The sequence below is a fragment of the Pedomonas sp. genome (assembly GCF_036515995.1).
GTDB lineage: Bacteria > Pseudomonadota > Alphaproteobacteria > Sphingomonadales > Sphingomonadaceae > Pedomonas.
Genome location: NZ_DATBUP010000133.1, coordinates 1 through 11,336 on the forward strand (window position 1 = coordinate 1; position 11,336 = coordinate 11,336).

Genomic DNA, 11,336 nt, shown 5'->3' on the forward strand with positions numbered 1-11,336 from the left:
CAGACTCCGGCCGCACCTTCTGGGGAATATATTCCAGCAGCTCCCACCAGAAATTCATGGAATTGTGCGCCTGCGCCAGAGGATTGGGCGGTACATACTTATGCGGGCGCTTGCCCGGCCTGCCCAGCACCAGCCGGTTGACGGTGGCGGTGTTGAAGTCCAGCCCGGCCTGCTCGGCTTCCCGGATCATCCACGCCAGCGGAATTTTGGCCAGATGGCTGCGCGCCTCAGGATAGCCGCCGCCCACGTCTCCATGCACACCCGGAAACCACACCTCCTTGAAATCCTGCGGCAGGGCCAGGTGCATGGCGAACGGGTTGGGCGCATAGCTTTGCCCGGGCTCCCACAGGTCCGGCCGGAACATGCAGCGCCGCTCGTCGGTCGCCACCGCGTGGCGGACGATCTCGATCATGGAATTGGTCTGCGTGAAGGCGTGCTTGCGCAGCCGCAAGCCGACCCGGCCATGCTCGATCACCGAGGAGACCGTATCGAACACGCCCATGAAGCGGATCGGCGCGCGGTAGGGTGAGAGGATGCGCTCGTAGAGGCGGATTTCCTCGAAGCTGCGATAGTCAGGCTCGGCCTCGCCCATGGCGGCGCTGTGATCCGCACTCTGGCTGTCCGTGTCGGAAATCGCCTTGTAGGCGCGATAGGCATGATCCAGCAGGTTGAGGTTGCGCTTCTCCATCAGGCCGAAGGCGCGCAGGAAACCGGCCAGCACGCGCACGCTGTAGGCTCCGCGGGAAAAGCCGAACAGGTAGATCTGGTCCTGCTCGTCAGTCTTCCCGCGCGTGTGGTTCTCCACGAGGAAACGGTAAGCTTCCTTGACGTTGTCATCCAGCCCCCAGCCCAGCACGCGCTGCAGGAATTCCTTCGTCGCTCCATAATATTTGGACAAAGGAAAATCTCCGCCGAACGTGCCGATGCCCGGGTCATAATAGACCAGCTGCCGGTCGGACTTTTTCAGCGTTCCATAAAGGCGCAGGATATTCGAGCGATCCGCGTGGATCTCGTTCGAGGTGCCATCCATCAGGATCACGATTTTCCGGGCCATGTGCGCTCCCCCTCGGCCTGGCCTGCAACCGAACGCGACACCTCGCACAGGAACCCGGAAACCTTAGTGCAATCTCGCCGCGGCGCAAGCCTGCCGACCGGGCGCGGGAGCAACGCCCGGACAAGCTCACATGCAGAAGGCGACGAAGGAGTTCCACGCCACCATCAGGCCATGGCGCAGCCACAGCCAGCAGCCGAGCAGCACCAGCAGGGCGCCGATGCCAAGGATGATGAGATGCCCGCGCCCGCTCATGCCGCCCTCACTCCGCCGCGCTCAGTCGGGCAGCGGGGATCTCGCGGATCGGCAGGTGAATGAGCGTGGCGGCAAGGCCGAACGCGATGGCGACGAGCCACGCCATGTCGTAGGAGCCGAACAGATCGTAGGCGTAGCCGGCCGCCCACGCGCCGAAGAAGCTGCCGACCTGATGGCTGAAGAACACGATGCCGAACAGGGTGGAGAGATACCGCACCCCGAACATGCCGCTGACGAGGCCGCTGGTCAGCGGAACGGTGCCAAGCCAGAGGAAGCCCATGACGCTGGCGAACACCAGCGCGGAGGGGACGGAGACCGGGGCCAGCAGGAAGGCAACGATCGCCAGCGTGCGGGCGAAGTAGATGCCCGCCAGCAGCATGTTCTTGCGCCAGCGCCCGCCCCACACGCCGAACAGGTAGGAGCCGAAGATGTTGAACAGGCCCACCAGCGCCAGCGCGGTCGCGCCCGTGGACGGCGGCAGCCCGGAGTCCGTGAGGTAGGCCGGCAGATGCGTGCCGATGAACGCCAGGTGCAGGCCACAGACGAAATAGCCGCTGACCAGCAGCTTGTAATCGCGCGAGGCACCGGCTTCGCGCAGCGCCTCGGATATGGACTGGCTCTCGCCGCCTTCCCTGGTTTCGCTTCTGCCCGCCACGCCCAGTGCCAGCACGATGGCAACGGCCATGACGGCGGCCAGCACGGTGAACGCCATGCGCCAGCCCACTTCCTCCAGCAGCGCCTGCGCACCCGGTACTACCAGAAACTGTCCGAGCGAGCCACCCGCCGTGGTGATGCCAAAGGCAAGGCTGCGCTTCTCGGGAGGCACGAAGCGGCCGACCGCCCCCAGCATCACGCCGAAGGTGACGGTGGTGAGCGACAGGCCGACCATCACGCCGACGGACAGATGCAGCCCGAAGGCGCTGCCGATGGAGGACGCCGCCAGCAGGCCCGCCACATAAAGGGCCGCGCCCGCCGCCGCGAGCCAGCCCGCGCCATAGCGATCCGCCAGCGCCCCGACGAACGGCTGCGCCACGCCCCACAGGAGGTTCTGAAGCGCCACCGCCAGGCCGAAGGCTTCCCGCCCTATGCCTAAGTCAACGCTCACCGGCTGGAGAAACAGGCCGAACCCCTGCCGCACGCCCATGCTGAGCGTGAGGATCATCGACGCGCAGAACACAGTAATCCAGGCCTTGCGGCTGGCAGCGGCGGAAGAGAGGTGGTGCGGCATGGTGGTCTCGCTCGTCGACAGGCAGTCAAAGACTACGGATAAGGCATAAAATAGAGATACTGGTCAGATTCACGTTCCGTCGGCAGCGTGTGCAGCGAAACGGACGCGTGAGGGACCTTGGTAGGTGCATTTCTTATCTTCAAGAGTTATATAGATTGCACCGACAACAAAAATCCGCTGCGGCCTGAACGGTCCGTTCCATGGCAGGCAACGGTTGCCGCACCACAAGGAGCTCATGCACAAATGATTTCGCAGAAAGCCAAATATGCTCTGCGTGCGCTTGTGGAAATGGCAAGGGTGGATGACGGCGAAGCGCTGCTGATCAACGACATTGCCGAGCGCCAGCGCATTCCGAAAAAGTTTCTGGAGCAGATCCTGCTCGACCTGAAGCATCAGGGCGTGGTGCAGAGCCGGCGCGGGCGCAACGGCGGCTACAGCCTGCTGAAGGACCCGCATGACATCACCATCGGCCAGATCATGCGCATCATCGACGGCCCGCAGGCCCCCCTGCCCTGCCTCAGCCGCATGGCCTACCGCCGCTGCGATGATTGCGAGAGCGAGGAGAGCTGCGGCATCCGCCGGGTTTTCGCCAAAGCCTATGATGCCACGGCCCATGTGCTTGATACCACGACCCTTCATGACACCCTGATGCTGGAGGGCAACCAGGCCTCCCCGCTCATGCGCGCTCTGGCCTGACCCGCGCTTTTTAAATAATCACTCCGGCGTCAGTGACTCGATCAGGCTCACGAACCGATCGACATGGCCTTGCAGAAAGGCGCGGGTGCCATCGTTGGCAATGTCGCCGTTTTCGTCCAGCAGGTCAGGCTTGAACTGGATGTAGGCCTCCCCGCCAAGCACGAGAGCCCCGAGAATACCCAGGATCTGGCGCAGGTGCTGCTGGCCGACGGCGGTGCCGATGGCCCCCGGCGTCGTGCCGGTGATGGCGGTCGGCTTGTCGCGCCACACATTATTCTCCATGGGCTTGGAGCCCCAGTCGATGGCGTTCTTCAGCACCGCGGGCAGCGAGCGGTTGTGCTCCGGCATCACCACGGCCACCGCATCGGCCGCCGCGATCTCTGCGGTGAATCGGTTGACGCTCTCCGGGCGATCGCCCTCCAGATCCATGTTGTACATCGGCAGATCATCGATCCGGGGGTAGCTCACCTCGAAATTGGGCGGCAGCAGACGAGCCATGGCTTCGGCCAGCCTGCGATTGATCGACTCCTTGCGGTTGCTGCCGACCACAACTGCCAAATGATAAGTTCTCATTAAACCCTCCTGCCAAGCAAAGATGGAATGGGCACATCAAGTCAGTCGCCATGATCGAGTCGAAGAACGCTTTCGGCAAGTACACGGCATTAAAAATTCCATCCAAACGGCACCCGAAATTATTCTGAACGTTTTGGCAGGCGATCGAACATCGACACCGACCATGCGCACCGTTGCTTCTGCGGATTGCCTTTATTAGCAACGGCTGTCCGTTGATTTTGTTAGTCCTGTACTCCGGCGTGGATGGATCAAGAGCCGCAGGCAGTTGCTTGAGGTGCAACCGAGCGTGGCCGTTTTCCAGGCAAACCGGTGGTTTGAATATCCTCTGAAAGCAACCCTTGCTCTAGACAGGCTTTTTCTTTCTCGACATTCTCTATAAAATTGGTCGAGATGGTGTCGTATCTTCAATGAAGGGAGCCGCCCATGGCTGCATCACCCATTGTTTCCCGGCGTTCCGCGTTCCTGTCGCTTGTCGTTGCCTGTTCCATGCTCACCTCGGGCGTTGCGCAGGCCGCAACCACCCTCCTCAACGTTTCCTATGATCCGACACGCGAGTTGTACCGTGACTACAACGCCGCTTTTGCCAAGTACTGGAAGAAGCAGAGCGGTGAGACCGTCACCGTTCGCATGTCCCATGGCGGCTCGGGCAAGCAGGCGCGCGCCGTGATCGACGGCCTGCCCGCCGACGTGGTGACGCTGGCGCTGGAGGCGGACATTGATGTGATTGCCCAGAAGACCGGCAAGATCCCCGCCAACTGGCGCTCCAGCCTGCCCAACAACAGCGCGCCTTATGTCTCCACCATCGTGTTCCTGGTGCGCAAGGGCAACCCGAAGAACGTCAAGGACTGGGGCGATCTCGTCCGCTCCGACATCCAGGTCATCACCCCGAACCCGAAGACCTCGGGCGGCGCGCGCTGGAACTTCCTGGCGGCCTGGGGCTGGGCACTGAAGCACTACAAGGGCGATGAAGCCAAGGCCCGCCAGTACATCACGGCGCTGTTCAAGAACGTGCCGGTGCTGGATACGGGCGCGCGCGGCTCCACCACCACCTTCGTGCAGCGCGGCATCGGCGACGTGCTCCTGGCGTGGGAAAACGAAGCCTTTCTGGCGCTGAACGAGCTGGGCCCGGACAAATTCCAGATCGTTGCCCCATCCATCTCGATCAAGGCCGAACCGCCGGTCGCGCTCGTTGCCGGCAACGTCAAGCAGAAGGGCACGCAGAAGGTGGCGCAGGCTTACCTGAACTACCTGTACTCGGCCGAAGGCCAGCGCATTGCCGCCCGCCACTTCTACCGGCCCTACAAGCCCGAGCTGGCCGATCCGAAGGACATGAAGCGCTTCCCCAAGATCGAGCTCCAGACGATCGAGGACTTCGGCGGCTGGGCCAAGGTGCAACCGAAATTCTTCGCTGACGGGGGCCTGTTCGACCAGATATACCGCCCGGCGAAATAACCGGACTAACCAAATACAACAGGGAAGAAATCATGGCTTTCTCAAGCAAAGCTGCGCTCTCGCTCGCTGCCAGCCTTCTGGCGATCACCGCCTCGGGCGCAGCAACGGCGCAAACCACGCAACCTGACCCGCGCATCGAGGCCCTCGAGCGGCAGATCGAGGCCCTGCGCGCCGAAGTGAACACGCTGAAGGCGGAGCGCGCCGCGCCTGCCCCGGTCGCCGCCCCCGCGGCAGCGCCGGTTGCCACGGCCCAAACGGCGTCTGCTCCGGCAGCCACGCCAGCCGCGCCGAAGGACTCGGTGAAGTTCTCGCCCTCGCCGCAGTGGACCAGCGCCGACAAGGCGTTCTCGTTCAAGGTGCGTGGCCGGATCGAACTCGACACCGCCTTCTTCGACGTGCGTCGCGGCACCCGCGACTTCAACAACGGCACCGAAATTCGCCGTGCCCGCCTCGGCGTTGACGGCAAGATGTTCACGGACTGGGCCTACCGCCTTGAAGCGGACGTTGCCGCCGGCAGCCGCGACGACAGCAGCGGCTCGGAACTGGACGTGAAGGACGCTTACATCCAGTACAACGGCTTCGAGAATCTCTCGATCACGGCAGGCCAGCACAAGACGCCCAACGGGCTCGACCAGCTGACCTCCTCCACCAACCTCACCTTCATGGAGCGCGCCTCCTTCTCCGAGGCGTTCCTCGACCGCCGCAACGCAGGCGGTGACTTCAAGCTGGGCCTCTCCGCCCGCTATGCGCAGGACGTCTGGAGCCTGACCCTTGGCGTGTTCGGCGAGAACGCCGCCGTCACCGGCAACTCCGGCGCCGATGAAGGCTACGGCTTCCACGGCCGCGCCACCGTTGCTCCGGTCAACACGGACGAGAACCTCATCCACCTCGGCGTCTCGGGCTTCTGGCGCGATACGGGCGGGCGCGAGACCGTGCGCTTCGGCGACCGGCCTGAGGTTCGCGTCGACGGCACCCGCCTGGTCGACACCTCCGCGTTCGATGCCAGCAGCTACACCTTCCTTGGCGCGGAACTCATCGGCGCGACCGGTCCGTTCTTCGTGCAGGCCGAATATGGCCGAACGGACGTGAACCGCACGGGCGGCCTCGGCGACGTCTCGTTCGACGGCGGCTACGTGCAGGCCGGCTGGTTCCTGACCGGCGAGCGCCTGCCCTACAAGGACGGCGTGCTCGGCCGCGTCGAGCCGAAGCGCAACTTCTCCGTCAAGGACGGCGGCGCGGGCGCGTTCCAGCTGGCCGCGCGCTACAGCGCGCTCGGCCTCAACGACGGCACCATTCAGGGCGGCCGTTCGGAGAACCTGACCGTCGGACTCAACTGGTACGCGAATCCCTACATCCGCGTTCTAGTCAACTGGGTGCGCTTCGACACCACCCGCCGCGGCATCGAGACGGACGGCGATGCATTCGCCACCCGGTTCGCCGTGAACTGGTAAGCGGAGGAACCGCATGAGCGCAATGTCCACAACACCGGAATATCCAGGGGCAGGAAATCCCGGCCCCAAAGGCCGGGGTTGGAAGGAGCCGAGCATATTGCCCGGTTTCAAGCTCACCCTGGGCTTTACTCTCCTGTACCTGGCCCTGATCGTTCTCATACCGCTTGGCGGCCTGTTCGTGCAGAGCGCGAAGCTCGGCTGGGAAGGTTTCTGGAACGTCGTTGTGGAAGAGCGCGTGCTTGGCGCGCTGCGCCTCAGCTTCGTGACGGCGTTGGTGGCAGCGGCCATCAACGCCGTGATGGGGCTCATCCTCGCCTGGGTGCTGGTGCGCTACAAGTTCCCCGGAAGACGGTTCATCGACGCGCTGGTCGATCTGCCCTTTGCCCTGCCCACCGCCGTTGCCGGCATCGCGCTTGCCACCCTCTATGCCCCGAACGGCTGGATCGGCAGCTTGCTCGAGCCGCTCGGCATCAAGATCGCCTACACGCCCACCGGCATCGTCATCGCCCTGATCTTCATCGGCCTGCCCTTCGTCGTGCGCACGGTTCAGCCGGTGCTGGAGGAACTGGACAAGGAGCTTGAGGAGGCCGCCGCCACCCTCGGCGCGACGCGCTGGCAGACCATCAGCAGGGTCCTGCTGCCCACGGTCACGCCCGCCCTGCTCACGGGCTTTGCCCTCGCCCTGGCGCGGGCCGTGGGCGAATACGGCTCGGTCATCTTCATTGCGGGCAACATCCCCTACGTCTCGGAAATCGCGCCCCTGCTCATCGTCATCCGGCTCGAGGAGTTCGACTACCAGGGCGCAACCGCCGTTGCGGTCGCCATGCTGCTGATCTCCTTTGCGCTGCTGTTCTTCATCAACGCCATTCAGGTATGGAATCGCCGGAGGATCGGACATGGCTGAGGCAAACGCCACTCTCGCCCGGCCGGGCCGTCTGGCCCTGCCGGCCACGCAGGAACGCCGCTCGACCCGCGCGCTCCTGATCACCGTCACCCTCGTCTTCCTCACTCTTCTGCTGTTCCTGCCGCTGGCTCTCGTCTTTGCCGAAGCGTTCCGTCATGGCTGGGCAGGCTTCGAGGCCGCCGTCATCGAGCCGGATGCGCTGGCCGCCGTGCGGCTCACCCTGCTGGTCGCCGCCATCGCAGTGCCGCTGAACACCCTCTTCGGCCTTGCCGCCGCCTGGTCGGTCGCCAAGTTCGAGTTCCGGGGCAAGAGTGCGCTCGTCACGCTCATCGACCTGCCCTTCTCGGTCTCCCCCGTCGTCTCCGGCCTGATCTATGTGCTCCTGTTCGGCTCTCACAGCCTGCTCGGCCAGTGGCTGGCGGAGAACGATATCGAGATCATCTTCGCCGTGCCCGGCATCGTGCTGGCCACCATGTTCATCACCGTGCCGTTCGTCGCGCGTGAACTGATCCCCTTGATGCAGGAGCAGGGCACGAAGGAGGAAGAGGCCGCCCTGTCGCTGGGTGCCAGCGGCTGGCAGACCTTCTGGCACGTCACCCTGCCCAACATCCGCTGGGGCCTGCTCTATGGCGTGCTGCTCTGCAACGCCCGCGCCATGGGCGAATTCGGGGCCGTGTCGGTGGTCTCCGGCCACATTCGCGGCCTCACCAACACCCTGCCTCTGCACGTTGAAATTCTCTACAACGAGTACAACTTCGTGGCTGCCTTTGCCGTCGCATGTCTGCTTGCCCTGCTGGCCTTCCTGACCCTGGGTCTGAAGAGCCTGCTGGAGTGGCGGCACGGCGCGGAACTCGCCGCCAGCCGCCGCCTGTAGGAGGACTGCCATGGACGTATCAATCCGCAACCTGACCAAGGAATTCCGTGGCGTGCAGGTGCTGCGCGGTCTGGATCTGGACATCCGGCCGGGCGAGCTCATCGCCCTGCTCGGCCCGTCCGGCTCGGGCAAGACCACGCTCCTGCGCCTGATCGCGGGGCTCGAGACCCCGAGCAGTGGCACCGTCCACTTCGGAGACGAAGACGCCTCCCACAAGACCGTGCAGGAGCGGCACATCGGCTTCGTGTTCCAGCACTACGCCCTGTTCCGCCACATGACGGTGTTCGACAACATCGCCTTCGGGCTCAAGGTGCGCCCGCGCGCCCAGCGGCCCAGCCGCGAGGAGATCGCCGCCAAGGTGCGCGAGCTGCTCTCGCTGGTGCAGCTCGAAGGGCTGGAGGGCCGCTACCCCACCCAGCTTTCGGGCGGACAGCGGCAGCGCGTGGCGCTCGCCCGCGCGCTGGCCATCGACCCCAACCTGCTACTGCTCGACGAGCCCTTCGGCGCGCTCGACGCCCAGGTCCGCAAGGATCTGCGCCGCTGGCTGCGCGAGCTGCACGACAAGACCCGCCACACCACCGTGTTCGTGACCCACGATCAGGAAGAGGCGCTCGAGCTGGCAGACCGGGTGGTCATTATCCACGAAGGCACGATCGCCCAGGTCGGCACGCCGGACGAGGTCTACAACGAGCCCGCCACGCCGTTCGTCTACGGCTTCCTCGGCGCGGTCAACGTGCTGCCCGCCCACGTGAAGGGCGGCCATGTGCTGCTGGAAGGCTTCGAGACCGGGCTCGTGCCCGCCAAACCGATCGGCTTTGAAGGCCCTGCCAACCTTTACGTGCGCTCGCACGATCTGGAGTTGAGCGATGACCGCCTGCGCTCCATTCCGGGCGTGGTGCAGTCCTGCCGCACGCTGGCCGGACAGTTCCGGCTTGAGGTGGAAATTCCCGGTCGCCGCCAGCCCCTGAACGTGGAGGTTTCCGAGGCCGCGCTTGCCGGCCGCCAGTGCCCGGCCAAGGGCAGCCGGGTGCTGCTGCAACCGCGCCGCTTTGGCGTGTTTCCCCGCGCCTCGGGCGAGGCCGCCCCGGCAGAATGGGTCGAGCCCGCCGCGCCGCGTCTCGTTGCCGTGTCCTGAGAGCCTGGAGCAGGACCGGCAGCCGCCACGACGCACGGCCCGTCAAAATGAAAAGGTGGTGCAGAAGGGAATAATCAGAGCTGAGGCCATGTTCGCATCGGAAACGATTGCGCACCGGCGCGGTTCTCGCGCACTTTAGCGGCATGACTGCAAGCCAGGGCCTCCTTCTTCTCGTTCTTGCCGGAACGCTGGTCGCCATGAGTCTCGACCGGTGGCGTTATGACCTGATCGCCGCCGTCAGCCTCATGGCCTGCGTGCTGCTCGGGTTCGTCCCGGCACAGGACGCCTTCTCCGGCTTTGGCGACCCGTCCGTCATCACCGTGGCCGCGGTGCTGGTCATCAGCGGAGCCATCTCCCAGTCCGGCACGATTGACCTTCTGGGACGGCGTCTTGCCGCCATCACGTCAACCCCCGTGCTGCACATGGCCATGCAATGCGGGCTGGGGCTGGTGCTCTCCGCCTTCATGAACAACATCGCGGCGCTCACGCTCATGCTCCCCCTGGCGCTGGCCTCCGCCCGGCGCTTCAAGTACCCGCCCGGCGTCATCCTCATGCCGCTGTCGTTCTCGACGCTGCTCGGCGGCATGGTGACGCTGATCGGCACCCCGCCCAACCTGCTGATCTCCAACTTCCGCTATCAGGAAACCGGCCTCAGGTTCTCCATGTTCGACTTCGCGCCGGTGGGCCTTGCCCTGGCTGTGGTCGGCATTGCCTATCTGCTTGCCGCCGTCTGGCTGCGGGCGCGCCGGGCGCGAGAGGAAGAGGACGCCAGTCCCGAGGCCTTCGATGTGGAGGACTACGGCGCGGAGGTCGAAATCCTGCCCCGCTCCCCCCTGGCCGGGCAGACGGTTGCAACCGCCGAGCAGTCATCGGACGTGCGCATCCACGGCGTGGTGCGAGGCGGCAAGCGCCTGTTCGGGCGGCTGCACGAGCAGCAACTGGAGAGCGGCGACATCCTGCTGCTGGAGGCCGAGACGCGCCGGCTGGAAGCCCTGCTGCAAACCGGCGCGGTGGCATTGGCCAGCGGCGATGTGGTCAGCGGCACCGCGACCATGGAAGCGGTGGTGACGCCCGCCTCGGTCGTGCCCGGCAGCACGCCCGCCTCGCTCGACCTGCCGGACCGCTTCGGCATCCGCCTGCTTGCCGCCGCGCGGCAGGGCCGCCGCTTCGAGGGGCGGCTGTATGAAGAGCGCCTCGGTGTAGGCGACGTGCTGCTGCTTCAGGGCGAGCCGGAGGCAATACACGAAGCGGTGCGCTCGCTCGGCTGCCTGCCGCTGGCGACGCGCCGCCTCAAGCTCTCCCCCGGCCGGCGCGCCCTGCCCATCGTGCTGTTCGCGGCGGCGATTCTGGCGGCGGCGCTCGACGTGGTGCCGACCGCCGTTGCCTTCGTCTTGTGCGTGCTGGGGCTGGCTTTGGCGCGCGTGCTGCGCGCGGGCGAGGCGCTGGCGCAGATCGACTGGTCCGTCATCGTCCTGCTGGGCGCGATGATCCCCATCGGCACCGCGTTCCAGACCTCCGGCACGGCCGACTACATCGCCCACGCCCTGCTCGCCCTTGCAGGTCCCGCCGGTCCCTACGCGCTGCTGGCGGGTGTGCTCATCGCCTCCATCGCCCTCACTCCCGTGCTCAACAATCCGGCCACGGTCATCATCATGGCCCCCATCGCGCTCAGCGTCGCCGAAGGCGCGAGCCTGCGACCGGAGGCCTTCCTCATGGC

General features: G+C 65.3%; 11 protein-coding genes. 7 read left to right on the plus strand and 4 right to left on the minus strand.

Features of this window, described 5'->3' with window-relative positions:
- The 3 genes from VIG90_RS10255 to VIG90_RS10265 form a co-directional block, all read right to left on the minus strand.
- Positions 1-1,054, minus strand: a 1,054-nt coding sequence (locus tag VIG90_RS10255; protein ID WP_331593416.1) for a DUF2235 domain-containing protein, incomplete at its 3' end; no start/stop codon positions are given.
- A 126-nt stretch (positions 1,055-1,180) separates the two neighbouring features.
- Positions 1,181-1,306, minus strand: a complete 126-nt coding sequence (locus tag VIG90_RS10260; protein WP_331593417.1) for a hypothetical protein — start codon at positions 1,304-1,306, stop codon at positions 1,181-1,183.
- Positions 1,307-1,313: 7 nt separating this feature from the next.
- Positions 1,314-2,534: an MFS transporter gene (locus tag VIG90_RS10265; RefSeq protein WP_331593418.1), complete on the minus strand. Its 1,221-nt coding sequence runs from the start codon at positions 2,532-2,534 to the stop codon at positions 1,314-1,316.
- Between the two features lie 243 nt (positions 2,535-2,777).
- Here VIG90_RS10265 and VIG90_RS10270 point away from each other — a divergent pair, with 243 nt between their 5' ends.
- The gene (locus VIG90_RS10270) at positions 2,778-3,230 is read left to right on the plus strand and encodes an Rrf2 family transcriptional regulator (RefSeq protein WP_331593419.1); all 453 of its coding nucleotides are present in this window, start codon (positions 2,778-2,780) and stop codon (positions 3,228-3,230) included.
- 18 nt (positions 3,231-3,248) lie between these two features.
- Here VIG90_RS10270 and VIG90_RS10275 read toward each other — a convergent pair whose 3' ends face one another.
- Positions 3,249-3,803: an NADPH-dependent FMN reductase gene (locus VIG90_RS10275; protein WP_331593420.1), complete on the minus strand. Its 555-nt coding sequence runs from the start codon at positions 3,801-3,803 to the stop codon at positions 3,249-3,251.
- Between the two features lie 423 nt (positions 3,804-4,226).
- On the opposite strand from VIG90_RS10275, the gene VIG90_RS10280 reads away from it, so the two are divergent.
- From VIG90_RS10280 to VIG90_RS10305, 6 genes are all read left to right on the plus strand, one after another.
- Positions 4,227-5,255 (plus strand): sulfate ABC transporter substrate-binding protein, encoded by a 1,029-nt coding sequence (locus VIG90_RS10280; protein WP_331593421.1) that lies wholly within the window; start codon positions 4,227-4,229, stop codon positions 5,253-5,255.
- Between the two features lie 32 nt (positions 5,256-5,287).
- Positions 5,288-6,706, plus strand: coding sequence for an OprO/OprP family phosphate-selective porin (locus VIG90_RS10285; protein WP_331593422.1), 1,419 nt, complete (start codon positions 5,288-5,290; stop codon positions 6,704-6,706).
- A 97-nt stretch (positions 6,707-6,803) separates the two neighbouring features.
- The gene (cysT, locus tag VIG90_RS10290; protein ID WP_331593423.1) at positions 6,804-7,610 is read left to right on the plus strand and encodes a sulfate ABC transporter permease subunit CysT; all 807 of its coding nucleotides are present in this window, start codon (positions 6,804-6,806) and stop codon (positions 7,608-7,610) included.
- Positions 7,603-8,484, plus strand: a complete 882-nt coding sequence (gene cysW, locus VIG90_RS10295; RefSeq protein WP_331593424.1) for a sulfate ABC transporter permease subunit CysW — start codon at positions 7,603-7,605, stop codon at positions 8,482-8,484. Before cysT ends, cysW begins: the two co-directional genes overlap by 8 nt.
- 10 nt (positions 8,485-8,494) lie before the next feature.
- The gene (locus tag VIG90_RS10300) at positions 8,495-9,619 is read left to right on the plus strand and encodes a sulfate/molybdate ABC transporter ATP-binding protein (RefSeq protein WP_331593425.1); all 1,125 of its coding nucleotides are present in this window, start codon (positions 8,495-8,497) and stop codon (positions 9,617-9,619) included.
- 143 nt (positions 9,620-9,762) lie between these two features.
- A partial coding sequence (locus VIG90_RS10305; RefSeq protein WP_331593426.1) for an SLC13 family permease occupies positions 9,763-11,336 on the plus strand: 1,574 nt, incomplete at its 3' end.

Coding starts and splice junctions, on each gene's coding strand:
- VIG90_RS10265 (WP_331593418.1), bottom strand. CDS start 2,534: ATGCCGCACCACCTCTCTTCCGCCGCTGCCAGCCGCAAGGCCTGGATT.
- cysW (WP_331593424.1), top strand. CDS start 7,603: ATGGCTGAGGCAAACGCCACTCTCGCCCGGCCGGGCCGTCTGGCCCTG.
- VIG90_RS10280 (WP_331593421.1), top strand. CDS start 4,227: ATGGCTGCATCACCCATTGTTTCCCGGCGTTCCGCGTTCCTGTCGCTT.
- VIG90_RS10270 (WP_331593419.1), top strand. CDS start 2,778: ATGATTTCGCAGAAAGCCAAATATGCTCTGCGTGCGCTTGTGGAAATG.
- VIG90_RS10260 (WP_331593417.1), bottom strand. CDS start 1,306: ATGAGCGGGCGCGGGCATCTCATCATCCTTGGCATCGGCGCCCTGCTG.
- VIG90_RS10285 (WP_331593422.1), top strand. CDS start 5,288: ATGGCTTTCTCAAGCAAAGCTGCGCTCTCGCTCGCTGCCAGCCTTCTG.
- VIG90_RS10300 (WP_331593425.1), top strand. CDS start 8,495: ATGGACGTATCAATCCGCAACCTGACCAAGGAATTCCGTGGCGTGCAG.
- VIG90_RS10275 (WP_331593420.1), bottom strand. CDS start 3,803: ATGAGAACTTATCATTTGGCAGTTGTGGTCGGCAGCAACCGCAAGGAG.